Source organism: Bacillus tequilensis, from assembly GCF_012225885.1.
Taxonomy (GTDB): Bacteria; Bacillota; Bacilli; order Bacillales; family Bacillaceae; genus Bacillus; species Bacillus tequilensis.
This window is the reverse complement of sequence record NZ_CP048852.1, coordinates 3322745-3337716: the sequence shown is the minus strand read 5'-3', so window position 1 is coordinate 3337716 and position 14972 is coordinate 3322745. Positions and strand designations below refer to the sequence as shown.

The 14972-nt window shown below is 45.8% G+C and carries 11 protein-coding genes and 1 pseudogene; 9 read left to right on the top strand and 3 right to left on the bottom strand.

What is annotated here, in order from left to right; genetic code table 11:
- Window positions 1–13: 13 nt before the first annotated feature.
- Entirely contained in the window at window positions 14–1180 is a 1167-nt protein-coding gene (locus G4P54_RS17640; RefSeq protein WP_167873382.1) for a DegT/DnrJ/EryC1/StrS family aminotransferase, read from the top strand.
- Window positions 1159–2127, top strand: coding sequence for a polysaccharide pyruvyl transferase family protein (locus tag G4P54_RS17635; RefSeq protein ID WP_167873381.1), 969 nt, complete (start codon window positions 1159–1161; stop codon window positions 2125–2127). Before G4P54_RS17640 ends, G4P54_RS17635 begins: the two co-directional genes overlap by 22 nt.
- 9 nt (window positions 2128–2136) lie before the next feature.
- On the opposite strand, the gene yvfG is transcribed toward G4P54_RS17635, so the two are convergent.
- Window positions 2137–2355: a protein YvfG gene (gene yvfG / locus G4P54_RS17630; protein WP_003235267.1), complete on the bottom strand. Its 219-nt coding sequence runs from the start codon at window positions 2353–2355 to the stop codon at window positions 2137–2139.
- Window positions 2356–2433: 78 nt separating this feature from the next.
- On the opposite strand from yvfG, the gene rpoN reads away from it, so the two are divergent.
- Both rpoN and G4P54_RS17620 read left to right on the top strand, forming a co-directional pair.
- Entirely contained in the window at window positions 2434–3744 is a 1311-nt protein-coding gene (rpoN, locus tag G4P54_RS17625) for an RNA polymerase factor sigma-54 (protein ID WP_167873380.1), read from the top strand.
- 529 nt (window positions 3745–4273) lie between these two features.
- Window positions 4274–5443 carry a DUF4885 family protein gene (locus G4P54_RS17620; RefSeq protein WP_167873911.1) on the top strand — a complete coding sequence of 390 codons (1170 nt, stop codon included), beginning with the start codon at window positions 4274–4276 and terminating at the stop codon, window positions 5441–5443.
- A 39-nt stretch (window positions 5444–5482) separates the two neighbouring features.
- On the opposite strand, the gene lutP is transcribed toward G4P54_RS17620, so the two are convergent.
- Window positions 5483–7174: an L-lactate permease LutP gene (gene lutP, locus G4P54_RS17615; protein WP_167873379.1), complete on the bottom strand. Its 1692-nt coding sequence runs from the start codon at window positions 7172–7174 to the stop codon at window positions 5483–5485.
- 228 nt (window positions 7175–7402) lie between these two features.
- Here lutP and lutR point away from each other — a divergent pair, with 228 nt between their 5' ends.
- The 5 genes and pseudogenes from lutR (at window position 7403) to ganB (ending at window position 13691) form a co-directional block, all read left to right on the top strand.
- Complete coding sequence (gene lutR / locus G4P54_RS17610) at window positions 7403–8125, top strand: L-lactate utilization/bacilysin biosynthesis transcriptional regulator LutR (RefSeq protein ID WP_024713461.1); 723 nt, start codon at window positions 7403–7405, stop codon at window positions 8123–8125.
- A gap of 182 nt (window positions 8126–8307) precedes the next feature.
- Window positions 8308–9300 (top strand): galactan degradation operon transcriptional regulator GanR, encoded by a 993-nt coding sequence (ganR, locus tag G4P54_RS17605; protein WP_167873378.1) that lies wholly within the window; start codon window positions 8308–8310, stop codon window positions 9298–9300.
- 188 nt (window positions 9301–9488) lie between these two features.
- Window positions 9489–10259 (top strand): annotated as a pseudogene (ganQ, locus tag G4P54_RS17600) (galactooligosaccharide ABC transporter permease GanQ); the annotation flags it as partial.
- An 18-nt stretch (window positions 10260–10277) separates the two neighbouring features.
- Window positions 10278–12341, top strand: a complete 2064-nt coding sequence (gene ganA / locus G4P54_RS17595) for a beta-galactosidase GanA (protein ID WP_167873377.1) — start codon at window positions 10278–10280, stop codon at window positions 12339–12341.
- Between the two features lie 60 nt (window positions 12342–12401).
- On the top strand, window positions 12402–13691 hold the full coding sequence (gene ganB, locus G4P54_RS17590; protein ID WP_167873376.1) for an arabinogalactan endo-beta-1,4-galactanase: 1290 nt from the start codon (window positions 12402–12404) through the stop codon (window positions 13689–13691).
- A gap of 42 nt (window positions 13692–13733) precedes the next feature.
- Here the strand turns inward: ganB and rsbP are convergent, their stop codons facing one another.
- Window positions 13734–14945 (bottom strand): phosphoserine phosphatase RsbP, encoded by a 1212-nt coding sequence (gene rsbP, locus G4P54_RS17585; RefSeq protein ID WP_167873375.1) that lies wholly within the window; start codon window positions 14943–14945, stop codon window positions 13734–13736.
- Between the last annotated feature and the right edge of the window lie 27 nt (window positions 14946–14972).

Genomic DNA, 14972 nt, shown 5'->3' with positions numbered 1-14972 from the left:
AAAGGATGATTATATGAATAAAAAAATCTATTTATCTCCCCCTCATATGAGCGGCAGAGAGGAGCGCTTTATTTCAGAAGCCTTTCGTTCAAACTGGATTGCGCCGCTTGGTCCGCTCGTGAATGCATTTGAAGAACAACTGGCTGAACGCGTCTGCGCAAAAGGAGCAGCTGCGGTCAGCTCAGGAACGGCGGCGATTCATCTGGCGCTGCGTTTGCTTGAGATAAAAGAAGGAGACAGCGTGTTTTGCCAGTCCTTCACATTTGTGGCAACCGCCAACCCGATTTTGTATGAAAAAGCGGTGCCCGTCTTTATTGATTCTGAGCCTGATACGTGGAATATGTCGCCGAAAGCCCTTGAAAAAGCGCTGGAGGATGCGAAAAGAAACGGAAAGCTGCCAAAAGCGGTCATTGCCGTCAATCTATATGGGCAAAGCGCGAAAATGGATGAAATCGTCAGCCTGTGTGATGCATACGGAGTACCTGTGATTGAGGACGCAGCTGAATCTCTTGGCACAGTTTATAAAGGGAAGCAAAGCGGGACATTTGGACGCTTCGGCATTTTTTCATTTAACGGGAACAAAATCATCACCACATCAGGCGGCGGGATGCTCGTTTCAGACGATGAAGCCGCCATTGAGAAAGCAAGATTTCTCGCCTCGCAGGCCCGTGACCCGGCTGTTCATTATCAGCACAGCCAAATCGGGCACAATTACAGGCTGAGCAATATCCTCGCCGGCGTAGGCATTGCCCAGCTTGAAGTGCTGGATGAGCGGGTGGAGAAAAGAAGGGCCATTTTTACGAGATATAAACACGCACTAGGTCACATAAACGGCGTCCGCTTTATGCCGGAGCATGCAGCAGGCGTATCCAACCGCTGGCTTACCACGCTCACACTTGATAACGGACTGAGCCCGTATGACGCGGTTCAGCGGCTTGCAGAAGAAAACATTGAAGCGCGTCCGCTGTGGAAGCCGCTCCATACCCAGCCGCTATTTAAGAGCTCTTTATTTTATTCTCATGAAGATACAGGAAGCATATGCGATGATCTTTTCAAGCGAGGGATCTGTCTTCCATCAGGGTCAAATCTGACGGAAGAAGAGCAAGACAGGGTCATTGATGTGCTCGTACACTTATTCCAAACTGGCGAGGTGAAAACATGGACAGCAAGCATTCGATGATCGGCCTGAAACAGAAACTGTCCGGGCTGCTCGACATCATTCCGAAACAATCCGAAATCATATACGCTGACTATCCTCTATACGGAAATGTAGGGGATTTATTTATTATGAAGGGGACAGAAGCCTTTTTTAAGGAACACGGAATACGGGTCAAGAAACGCTGGAATCCCGACAATTTCCCCGTCGGCCGAAAGCTCGACCCGAATCTCATCATCGTCTGCCAGGGAGGCGGCAACTTTGGGGATTTGTATCCGTATTATCAAAGCTTTAGAGAGAAGATCATCCAAACCTATCCGAACCATAAAATTGTGATCTTGCCGCAATCGATTTATTTCCAAAACGAAGACAATCTCAAACGGACGGCAAAGATATGTTCTAAGCATGCAAACCTCCATATCATCACAAGGGAAAACGTCTCCTATGCTACGGCACGGGCTTATTTTATAAGCAATCACATTAGGCTTCTGCCTGACATGGCTCATCAGCTGTTTCCCGTCGTTCCCACGGAGCAGCCGCTCAGCCAAAAGCTGAGATTTATCAGAACAGATCATGAAGCGAATAGGGAGCTTCAGGAACACGCAAAAGCGGAAAGCTACGACTGGAGCACGGTGCTGTCATCTTCAGACCGCAGGACGATCGCTTTTCTGCAAACATTGAACGTTCTGAACAAAAAAGCGGGCAACCCTCTGTCCATCGCGTATATATGGGAAAAATACTCGGATTATATCGTCAAAAAAGCGATTCGTTTTTTCAGCCGTTACGAATCGGTGGAAACATCTAGACTGCACGGCCACATCCTGTCTTCTCTTCTTCAAAAAGAAAACACGGTTATTGATAATTCGTACGGGAAAAACGCCAATTACTATCACACCTGGATGGAAGGAGTGCCAAACACCCGGCTCATCCAGAACGCCTCAAAGAAAGAAAACCTTCCTGCTCACATGTGAGCGGAAGGTTTATTTTGATTCTCCCCGTTTGACTTTGTTGTACGCTTCATCTAAGTGCTGAATCCGTTTCAAGACGACTGCGTTTTTCGTCAGCTGGTCCTGCACAAGCGTTGAGACGACGGAACGGTAGTAGCTGTTCATCGCGTGGATTTTATCCTCAGACTGATTCATTTCAATATGCTGTTTGAAATTCTCAATAAAATAAGGGACGGAAAAAAGTTCAGACATTTCTTTGGCAGCTCCTTTTTCATAAATGTATACGGTGTGATCTCAATCATGTAAAATGAAGAAAGGGGAGTGAGCAAGATGGATATGAAACTTCAGCAAGTACAAGTATTAAAGCCTCAACTGACACAGGAGCTCAGGCAGGCCATCACGCTGCTAGGCTATCATTCGGCAGAACTCGCCGAATACATTGATGAGCTCTCACTGGAAAACCCTCTTATTGAACGAAAGGAAACAGACACACCGCCACTATCTTACCATAAAACAAACAAAAACAGGATGAATGCACAGGAAGCGGGCCTTCAACTAAGTGATCCGCAAAAAACATTGCAGGATGCGTTAAAACACCAGTCACTCGATATGAAACTGACAAAGACTGAAAAAAAGATTTTCAATTATCTGATTCATTCGCTTGATTCGAATGGGTATTTAGAAGATGAAGTGGAGGAGGCAGCGCGGCGCCTATCTGTTTCGACCGAGGAAACGGAAGCTGTTTTGGCAAAACTCCAGTCATTAGAGCCGGCTGGTATCGGCGCAAGATCTCTGCAGGAATGCATTCTGCTTCAATTAAAACGGCTGCCGAAAAGAAATGAACAAGCGGAAATGCTTGTTTCAGATCATTTTGATGATTTTGCACAAAAAAAATGGAAAACGCTTTCAAACGAAACTGGATTTCCGCTTCATGTCATTCAGGATATCTCTGATAGCATCAGCGCGCTTCATCCAAGACCGGGCCTTCTGTTTGCACGGCCAGAGCAAGATATGTATATCGAGCCCGACATTTTTATCACCGTGAAAAACGGGCACATCGCAGCGGAGCTGAATACCCGCTCGTTTCCTGATATTGAACTGCAACCGCAGTACAGCGCGCTGTTATCATCCGGCTCCTGCCAGGACACCGCCTCTTATTTATCTGCGAAATATCAGGAATGGCGCTGGCTGAGCCGTGCGCTGCGGCAGCGAAAACAGACGATTACGAGAATTGTCAATGAGCTGATCGCACGCCAAAAGGATTTCTTTCTGAAAGGGCGAAGCGCAATGAAGCCGCTGACTCTCAGGGAGATAGCGGACTGCCTAAGCCTTCATGAATCAACTGTGAGCCGGGCAATTAAAGGAAAAACGATACAAACGCCGTACGGACTGTTTGAGATGAAACTCTTTTTCTCAGCAAAAGCTGAGGCTTCAGGAGATGGAGATGCGTCTACCTACGCAGTCAAAACGCATCTTCAAGAACTTATCAATCAAGAAGACAAAACAAAACCGCTTTCAGATCAAAAGATTGCCGATTTGCTATGTGAACAGCGCGGGATCCAAATCTCCAGACGAACCGTGGCAAAATACCGCGATCAAATGAACATTCCGTCATCAGCAGCAAGAAAACGATATAAATAAAATCCTCCCGTGACGGGAGGATTTTACTAATGTAAGGGGAGACGACTTACGACCAACTCTCCTGTTTGAACGCCCTCACATCCTGTAAAAATTGTGTCTAGACATCAAACGTGTATGAGAAAATGATTTTTTATAAGAAAGTTTTCCATGAAAAAATGGAACTTTATCTTCGGTCTAAACGATTCAGTTAATTGTTTTTTTGTTCATTTTGAGCAGTGAATTTATAATAAGCGACATTTTCACCAGACTTTAATTTTGTTGGATCTGAATATGGGGGGTATTCCCAATAACCGAGATATGCTGCTGTTGACATGGAGTGAAGGTAAAAGCAGTGAACAACATCACAGATAAAACAATGAAACTAGTAAAAGAAACATACAACTTTTTTTTTATTATTATATAACCATTTTTTATTACGAACGCCCCTAGATTATATGTTATATTACATTATTTTCCTTTATAATGTTAAAAAATTGATTTATTTGTCGATATCATCCATAACAGAGTAAATGTGAAAAGAGGAATTGGTATGCGCATAAAAGATAGTGTAAAGCTGCAACACTTAGCACAACAAATCAATAAGCAAAGTCATTCATCCATCCGCAAAAAAGATACAGTCTCAAAACAGGAGAATCAGTTCCATGCTTACAAAAAATCATCGTCCATACAGAGCAGCAGTCTGAAACAAATCAATTATTCTAGAGAATCGGTAATGAGTGAGAAGAATGAGGTCGCAAAACGATATCAATTAGCGAACGAGAAAACAGTTGTGGATACAGGTGAGGAAACGTTAATCCATAGCAGAAATCCATATGTTTCCGAAAGTGACATTAAAATTAAAATACTCAATGAAAAATATAGCCGAATCAATAGAATCAATTTATCAAAAGAGAATCCGATTGGTTATATACGCGACAAATATAAAAATGTCAATTCACCATATTTTCGTCATGATTTAACAAACGAAGAGAGACAAGCAGCATATGACAATGAGACAGAGTGGCTTTATAAAGGAAAAGCGCAGTGTTACAATATGCGAGATGCGGCGTTTCGGCATGTTGATATGTCTGGACCAAATGAGGATGATCGAGCAAAAGCATTTCAGCGAGATGTTGTGAATCAACAAATTGGCCTTCTCTTTGATCGCCAACACCTGACGATTCCAAAGAATACAAAATTAACATTTACCATTACCCCATTTGATTATGCTGCAACAGTGACAGGAACCAATGATCAAAAGGTAATTGACACGATTGAAGCCCTTTTGAATAGCGGCAGTAACAGCAAAGAATTATTTCAACATATTATCGGAAGCAGGACAGATGATTCCACACAATTTGAGAAAAAAGCATACGACAAGTATCAAGCCGTTCGAGAAATATATGAGAAAACCGGTTATCATCTTGGTGATCTTCAAGCACAAAATGGAACTTTCGTGACAGAGGACGGACGTGACATTTTAGATGTGTATCGTGAAGCATTAGAAAAAGATCCATTAACGAAAGACTTTACGTTAGTAGCGTTATCTCATTACGGATCTGAAGTAAAGCATCTTGCATCAGTTGGGTATGATACCGTTCCTGACTTGGTTTTATCGATTCATTATCAAAATGGATTCCTTGAGGATGCGGGCCAGAGCAAAAATTATAGTGCAAACAACCGCGCTTGGCTGCCGTCATTGCAGCTTTCGGATCGTTAAAACTGACATGATGATTCCCTCCCGTGACGGGAGGATTTTTTAAGGAATCATCCAGCTGAACACATGATGCTGCAAAAAGGTAATGATGCAGACGAGAAGCAGTAAAAACAGGCTGTGCTTAATGGTAAAGCGGAAAAGATCTGACTCTTTTCCGGCGAGTCCTACCGCTGCGCACGCCACCGCAATTGACTGCGGTGAAATCATTTTCCCTGTCACACCGCCCGAAGAGTTGGCGGCGACAGACAGAACAGGGTCCATGCCGACCGATAACGCGGTGACTTTTTGCAGGTTGCCGAACAGCAGGTTGGCAGAAGTATCTGAGCCGGTAATGAAGACGCCGAGCCAGCCGAGAACAGGCGAAAAGAAGGTAAACATCGAACCTGTCAGTGCAAGTGTCATCCCGAGTGTCGTGCTCATTCCCGAGGAATTGGTAACATAGGCAAAACCAACGACAGAAGCGATAGTCAAAATCGGAAACTTCAACTCTTGGATCGTTTCCTTAAAAGCGGCTCCCCAGTCTTTCCACGAAATGGCCGTGATGAACTTTGACAGCACAGCGGCAATCAATATCGCGGTGCCGGCCGAACCAAGCACCTCAAGCTTGTAAACCGCTTCAATCGGCGTACCGTCAGCATTGACAATTTGATTGTTCAAAAAAGGCACACCAGGTGCGAAAGTCAGTTTTTCGCCAACAGCATCCAGCCACTTCAAAAAAACAGCAGAGCCTTCATAATGCCCGGTCAGCGCGGATTTGACAGCTGGAATACCCCATATAGAAATCATCACCGTCAGCAGCAGAAATGGCGACCAAGCTTTAAAAATCTGTCCGCCGCTATACGCAGCCGCAGCCGGATTCGTTTTCGCCATTTCAATCGCGGCGGCTGATTCCTGTTCACCGGAAAACCGGAATGTTGTTTTCGGCTTCCACACTTTCAGAAACACAGCAAGCGCAGCCATTGAAACAAGTGCCGACAAAACATCAGGCAGCTCTGGTCCTAAGAAATTGGAACTGAGATATTGAACAACAGCAAAGGAAACACCGGAAACGAGAATCGCAGGCCAGACCTCCAAGGCTTTCCTGAACCCGCTCATAATGATGATTAAATAAAGAGGAATAAATACAGATAAAAACGGCAGCTGGCGCCCGACCATTTGCGAAATCTCCATCGCCGGGATCCCTGTCGGCCCTTCTACGGCTGTAATCGGAATCCCAATCGCCCCAAAGGCGACCGGCGCCGTATTGGCGATCAAACAGATGCCCGCCGCGTAAAGAGGGTTAAAGCCGAGACCGACCAGAAGCGCGGCAGAAATGGCGACGGGCGCCCCGAAGCCGGCAGCTCCTTCTAAAAAAGCCCCGAATGAGAAAGCGATCAGGAGCGCCTGAAGCCGGCGGTCATCCGTAATGGAGAGAACAGAACTGCGAATGATATCAAACTGCCCCGTTTTTACCGTGATTTTATATAAAAAAACAGACGTCACAATGATCCAGCCGATCGGTAAAATCCCGTATACAGCTCCTTGTGTCGCGGACATCAGCGCTTTTTCCGCCGGCATCCGATAAACCAATACAGCAATGACAAGGGCGATCCCCAATGTGGCCAAGCCCGCTGTATACCCCTTCATCCGTTTAATCGCGAGCGCCCAAAAAAAGAAAATGATCGGTACAAGTGCGGCAAGCGCTGATAAAAGCAAATTTCCCCCTATAGGCGTATATGCCTGTGTCCATTGCATCCCAAACCCCTCCTTGAAACATAAACTGGCGTTATGTGTGAGCGGTTTCTATAGATGATATGATCATCTGATGACTAGGTAATACGACCAGTTACCTAGCATTATATTTTGAAAAAAATCAAAGTACAAGACTTTTTGACAAAATTGTCAAAATCTTTTGGCGGCCCCCAAAACAGAGTATAATAGATCGTAAACAGCCAGACCTACAAGTTACGGGGTGAAATTGCATTGAAATACAAACAGATTAAAACAAAGAAAATATACGAAGAAGTGGCGGATGCGCTATTAGATATGATCAAAAACGGCGATTTGAAGCCGGGAGATAAACTGGACTCGGTTCAGGCGCTTGCTGAAAGCTTTCAAGTCAGCCGCTCAGCGGTTCGCGAAGCGCTTTCCGCGCTAAAAGCGATGGGGCTTGTCGAAATGAAACAGGGAGAAGGCACGTACCTGAAGGAATTTGAACTCAACCAAATTTCTCAGCCGCTCTCAGCCGCCCTTCTCATGAAAAAAGAGGACGTCAAGCAGCTGCTCGAGGTCAGAAAACTGCTTGAAATCGGCGTGGCGTCATTAGCGGCTGAAAAAAGGACGGCAGCCGATCTCGAAAGAATTCATGCTGCATTAGAGGAAATGGGCAGCATTGAAGCGGACGGGGAGCTGGGCGAGAAAGCAGACTTCGCATTTCATCTTGCGCTTGCGGACGCTTCCCAAAATGAACTTCTTAAACACTTGATGAACCACGTATCATCATTGCTGCTGGAAACGATGAGAGAAACACGGAAAATCTGGCTGTTTTCCAAAAAGACCTCAGTCCAGCGGCTGTATGAGGAGCACGAACGGATTTACAATGCCGTGGCTGCACAGGATGGAGCGCAGGCAGAAGCCGCCATGCTGGCGCATTTGACGAATGTGGAAAATGTGCTTTCGGGATATTTCGAGGAAAATGTGCAATAATCAACTCATTTCCCGGGCAATTCCGCAAGTGCCGAAATGATATAAACACTCGAGACTGAGCCGCAAATGGTTCAGTCTTTTTCCTTGAATGCAGCAAGGGCTATGCGCGCTTGACATTTTCAGAAAAGAAAGTAAAATATTTTACTAAAATGAACGCGAACTGAATAATGGAGGCAGATGCAATGGCGACAATTAAAGATATCGCGCAGGAAGCTGGATTTTCGATTTCAACCGTTTCCCGCGTTTTAAATAACGATGAAAGCCTTTCTGTTCCTGATGAGACACGGGAGAAAATCTATGAAGCGGCGGAAAAGCTCAATTACCGCAAGAAAACAGTGAGGCCGCTAGTCAAACATATTGCGTTTTTATATTGGCTGACAGATAAAGAGGAATTAGAGGATGTCTATTTTAAAACGATGAGATTAGAAGTGGAGAAGCTGGCGAAAGCATTCAATGTCGATATGACCACCTATAAAATATCGGATGGAATCGAGAGCATTCCTGAACATACGGAAGGGTTTATAGCTGTCGGCACATTTTCTGATCAAGAACTGGCTTTCCTCAGACATCTCACTGACAACGGCGTCTTTATCGATTCAACACCTGATCCCGATCATTTTGACTCGGTAAGGCCTGATTTAGCCCAAATGACAAGAAAGACAGTAAATATTCTGAGTGAAAAAGGGCATCAGACCATCGGATTTATCGGCGGCACATACAAAAATCCGAACACCAACCAGGATGAAATGGACATCCGTGAACAAACCTTCAGATCCTATATGAGCGAAAAAGGCATGCTGGACGAGCGTTTTATTTTTTGTCATCGCGGATTCTCTGTAGACAACGGCTACCGCTTGATGACAGCAGCCATTGACACATTAGGCGATCAGCTCCCCACTGCTTTTTTGATCGCGGCGGACCCGATTGCAGTAGGCTGTCTGCAGGCACTGAACGAAAAAGGAATTGCGATACCAAACAGGGTAAGCATTGTGAGTATCAACAACATCAGCTTTGCGAAGTATGTCTCGCCTCCTCTGACGACGTTTCATATTGATATACATGAATTATGCAAAAATGCGGTTGAAATGCTGCTTGAACAGGTACAGGACAAGAGAAAGACGGTAAAAACATTATATGTGGGCGCGGAATTAATCGTCAGAAAGAGTATGAATTAACAATGGCTTAGGATGCTAAGCCATTTTTTATTGGATAAAAAAGTTTACTTGTGGGAGTAAATAGTTTGTTTACACATTTTCTCAGTCGTGCTATATTGTTTTAAAAGCGCTTTCATTCATACCGAAAGGGTGACGATCAATGAAAATGGTAAAAGCGTATTCCGTACTCATACTGTGTGCGGCTGTCGGTTTATCCTCTCCTTTGGACGGCAGGCGCAAGCTTTAACCCCGGCAATAGCTTGATCAGTACATCCATCATTCCGAAGCATCCGACTTTCGACCATTACAAGGAATTATTTGCAGGCAAAGAAAGCCTTCAATATGTGCAGTGGTATATCAACTCCATGAAGATCAGCCTGTTTACGATGGCCGGGTCTTTGCTCTGCATCACGTTTACGGCCTATGCGTTTTCGCGCTTTCGGTTCAAAGGGAGGACATACGCATTAACCCTCTTTTTATTGCTGCAAATGATTCCTCAGTTTTCGGCTTTAATCGCTTTGTTTGTATTGGCGCAAATCTTGGGAATGATCAATAGCCACTGGCTGTTAATCCTGCTTTATATCGGCGGCCTGATCCCGATGAATACGTATTTGATGAAAGGGTACATGGACTCTATTCCGATGGATTTAGACGAAAGCGCCAAGATTGACGGGGCCGGCAGCACAAAAATATTTTTCCGGATCATTCTGCCATTATCAAAACCGATGGCTGCCGTGGTCGCCATGAACGGGTTTACCGGCCCGCTTGGAGATTTTGTGCTGTCCTCAACGATATTGAGAACGCCTGAATCATATACATTGCCCGTCGGCCTATTTAATGTAGTGAATGATGTCATGGGGGCCAGCTATACGACATTTGCGGCCGGAGCCTTGCTCATCAGCATCCCGGTTGCCGCCATCTTTATCATGCTGCAAAAGAATTTTGTGTCCGGATTAACCGCAGGCGGAACGAAAGGCTAAGAGAATAGGGAGGAAAATATGATGTCAAAGCTCGAAAAAAAGCGCGTAACAGAAGCGGAATTTATGCTTCACGGAGGAGACTACAATCCTGATCAGTGGCTTGATCGGCCCGATATTTTAGCCGATGATATCGAGCTGATGAAGCTTTCTCATACGAATACGTTTTCTGTCGGCATTTTTGCGTGGAGCGCGCTTGAGCCGGAGGAGGGCGTGTATCAATTTGGCTGGCTTGATGATATTTTTGAACGGATTCACAGCATAGGCGGACGTGTCATATTGGCAACGCCGAGCGGAGCCCGTCCTGCCTGGCTGTCGCAAACCTACCCCGAAGTGCTGCGTGTCAATGCTGCCCGAGTCAAACAGCTGCACGGCGGAAGGCATAATCACTGCATCACATCAAAGGCCTATCGGGAAAAAACCCGGAACATCAACCGCTTGTTAGCAGAACGATACGGCAACCATCCGGCGCTGTTCATGTGGCATATTTCAAACGAATACGGAGGAGACTGCCATTGCGATCTATGCCAGCATGCTTTCAGAGAGTGGCTGAAATCGAAATATGACAACAGCCTCAAGACGTTGAACCACGCGTGGTGGACTTCGTTTTGGAGCCACACATTCAATGACTGGTCACAAATTGAAAGCCCTTCGCCGATCGGTGAAAATGGCTTGCATGGCCTGAATTTAGATTGGCGCCGGTTCGTTACCGATCAAACGATCTCGTTTTATGAAAATGAAATCATTCCGCTGAAAGAACTGACGCCCCATATCCCTATCACAACAAACTTTATGGCTGACACACCGGATTTGATTCCGTATCAGGGCCTCGACTACAGCAAATTTGCGAAGCATGTCGATGTCATTAGCTGGGATGCCTATCCGGTCTGGCACAATGACTGGGAAAGCACAGCTGATTTGGCGATGAAGGTCGGCTTCATCAATGACCTGTACCGAACCTTGAAGCAGCAGCCTTTCCTATTAATGGAGTGTACGCCAAGCGCGGTCAATTGGCATGACGTGAACAAGGCGAAGCGCCCGGGCATGAATCTGCTGTCATCCATGCAGATGATCGCCCACGGTTCGGACAGCGTTCTCTATTTCCAATACCGCAAATCACGCGGATCATCAGAAAAATTGCACGGGGCGATTGTGGGGCATGACAATAGCCCGAAGAACCGCGTCTTTCAAGAGGTAGCCAAAGTCGGCAAAACATTAGAACAGCTGTCCGAGGTTGTCGGAACGAAGAGGCCTGCTGAAACCGCTATTTTATATGACTGGGAAAATCACTGGGCGCTCGAGGATGCTCAGGGGTTTGCCAAGGAGACAAAACGTTATGCGCAAACGCTTCAGCAGCATTACCGCACGTTCTGGGAACACGATATCCCTGTCGACGTCATCACGAAAGAACAAGACTTTTCACCATATAAATTGCTGATCGTCCCGATGCTGTACTTAATCAGTGAAGATACCATTTCTCGTTTAAAAGCGTTTACAGCTAATGGCGGCACCTTAGTCATGACATATATCAGCGGGATTGTGAACGAACATGATTTAACGTATATAGGCGGATGGCATCCGGATCTTCAAGCTATTTTCGGAATGGAGCCTCTTGAAACCGACACGCTGTATCCAAAGGATCGAAATGCTGTCAGCTACCGCAGCCAAACATATGAAATGAAGGACTATGCAACCGTGATTGAGTTAAAGACTGCGTCAGCAGAAGCGGTGTATCAAGAAGATTTTTACGCGCGTACGCCAGCGGTGACAAGCCATCAATATCAGCAGGGCAAGGCGTATTTTATCGGCGCGCGTTTGGAAGATCAATTTCATCGGGATTTCTATGAAGGGCTCATCACAGACCTGTCTCTTTCCCCTGTTTTTCCGGTTCGGCACGGAAAAGGCGTCTCCGTACAAGCAAGGCAGGATCAGGACCATGATTATGTTTTTATCATGAACTTTACGGAAGAAAAGCAGCTGGTTACGTTTGATCAGAGTGTGAAGGACATGATGACAGGAGATATATTGGCAGGCGACCTGACGATGGAACAATATGAAGTGAGAATAGTCGTAAACACACATTAGGATGAGGCTCCGCTTGATGCGTGCGGAGCTTTTTTTTGAAATCGCGTGAGGGGTGGAATCATGAGGAGCGGATTGAAAATGTTCTTTGCGGCTGCCATCGTATGGAGTGTATTCAGTTCACCGGGATATGCCGCTGCTGTTAAGCAGGAAAAACATGTGCCAGAACTTCGCGCAGAGGATCTTTCCATTAAAAAAGTAGAGGGCATGAACAAGGACTTTATCAAAGGGGCAGATGTGTCCAGTGTTATTGCTTTGGAAAACAGCGGTGTCACCTTTTACAACACAAACGGAAAACGTCAGGACATCTTTACAACCTTAAAACAAGCTGGCGTCAACTATGTTCGCGTCCGCATCTGGAATGACCCGTATGATTCAAGTGGCAATGGGTATGGCGGGGGAAACAATGATGTTCAAAAAGCCATCGAAATCGGAAAAAGAGCGACAGCAAACGGAATGAAGGTGCTGGCCGACTTTCATTATTCTGATTTCTGGGCGGACCCCGCGAAACAGAAGGTGCCTAAAGCGTGGGCGAATCTCAGCTTTGAAGCTAAAAAAGCAAGGCTATACGAATTTACAAAACAAAGCCTGCAAAGGATGATCGAGGAAGGCGTCAATATCGGCATGGTTCAGGTCGGAAATGAAACGACAGGGGCATTTGCCGGCGAAACCGATTGGACAAAGATGAGCCAATTGTTTAACGAAGGAAGCCGGGCGGTCAGGGAAACAAACCGCGGCATTCTAGTCGCACTGCATTTTACCAATCCTGAAACGGCTGGAAGGTATTCATTTATTGCGGAAACACTCAGCAAAAACAAAGTGGATTATGATGTGTTTGCGAGCTCCTACTATCCTTTCTGGCACGGCACGCTGCAGAATTTGACCTCCATCCTGAAGGCTGTTGCCGATACATACGGCAAAAAAGTCATGGTAGCGGAGACCTCGTACACTTATACCGCTGAAGATGGCGACGGTCATGAAAATACGGCGCCAAAAAGCGGGCAGACGCTGCCATATCCAATATCCGTTCAAGGCCAGGCGAATGCGATAAGAGATGTGATGCAGGCTGTAGCGAATACGGGTACGGCAGGACTTGGCGTTTTCTATTGGGAGCCGACATGGATTCCGGTCGGGCCAAAAACACAGGTGGAGAAAAACAAAGTGTTGTGGGAAACATACGGGTCAGGCTGGGCCTCCAGTTATGCTGCCGAATACGACCCTGAAGATGCAGGGAAGTGGTACGGGGGAAGTGCTGTGGATAACCAAGCTTTGTTTGATTGTAACGGACACCCGCTTCCTTCCCTGCAGGTGTTTCAATATGCACAGTCAGGCCATATCCCGAAAAGACGCTAAAACAAAAAATCCATGAGATGCAGCAAATCTCATGGATCTTTTTTATTTCAAATCAACTAATATAAAACATTCATCATCACTTTTATGATGGGTTTCTTTATGATGCTGCAGTGATGTAAGAATTCTCTCCTTCAGGCCAGCAATAGGCAAATCGGGATCATCCTTTAATAGATCAAATAAATAACATGAAGCCGTAGGGTCCATCACGCCATCGGTATACAGAAGGAGCCTTCCGCCCTCCGGGTATGAAAGGCTGCTTGATTGAAACACCGTGTCTTCAAACATCCCGATCGGGGGCGCGGTTGCGTGCAGCGGATGCTGGGTTCCATCGGCACCCTGCCATAATGCCGGCGGGTGCCCTGCGTTAACATAATCCATTCTTTTCCGGGCTGTATCAATCTCGAGATAAACGGCAGTGCAATAATGTCTTGCTTCCTCATCATTTTGAAACAAGCTGTGAAGGTGCCGGTCTAATTCCTTCATGACGTTGACGGGGCTGAGGCCTTGCGTGATCTGGCGCTGGAACAAAGGATGCAGAGACATTGTAATCAAAGCCGATGAAATCCCGTGCCCCATCACATCAAGAATAATAATGCCGTACCGATGTTTATCGATTTGATAAAATCCGTATAGGTCACCAGATAACTCACTGGAGGCTTTGTAATAAGCGTCAATTTGAATCTGATCGTTTACAATCGGTTCAGTCAATGAGTTTTCCTGAATCTTTCTGGCGAGCTCAAGCTCTCTTTTGGTGCTTAATTTAAATTGCTGATTTTGTTTGTTGATCTCAAGAAGTTCTTCTTGTTTTGCCTTCAGCGTTCCCAAGGCAACTTCTAACTCCGCATTGGCTTTCTGTTTGGCAAGCAAAGCTTCCTGAGCCGCGTTTCTGGCCATCAGCAGCTCATTTTCATATTCATTTCGCTTCCGCATCGGAATCAGAACACACTCGAAGACAGCAGCCCCGCTATCGGCTCTCGCAATCGCATTGACAAGGACTGGGATTTCTTCCCCATCTCTTGCTTTCAGAGACAAGTATATTTCTTCGATGTGGTGCTCCAGTTTCAAAAGCGGAACAAAATAGAGCTGGTAAAAAAGCTGTGAGGGAACGGTCAAAATCGTATTCATATGCTTGCCGATAATCTGATCCGGCTCTTCATTCAGAGTCTTTAGCAAGGTACGGTTGACAGCTATCATCAAACCCTCTTCTGACAAAGTGAGGAAACCGCATGGTGCATCATTCAATTGTTTGTCCATTAAGAGGGTCACCTCTATCCCTTTCGT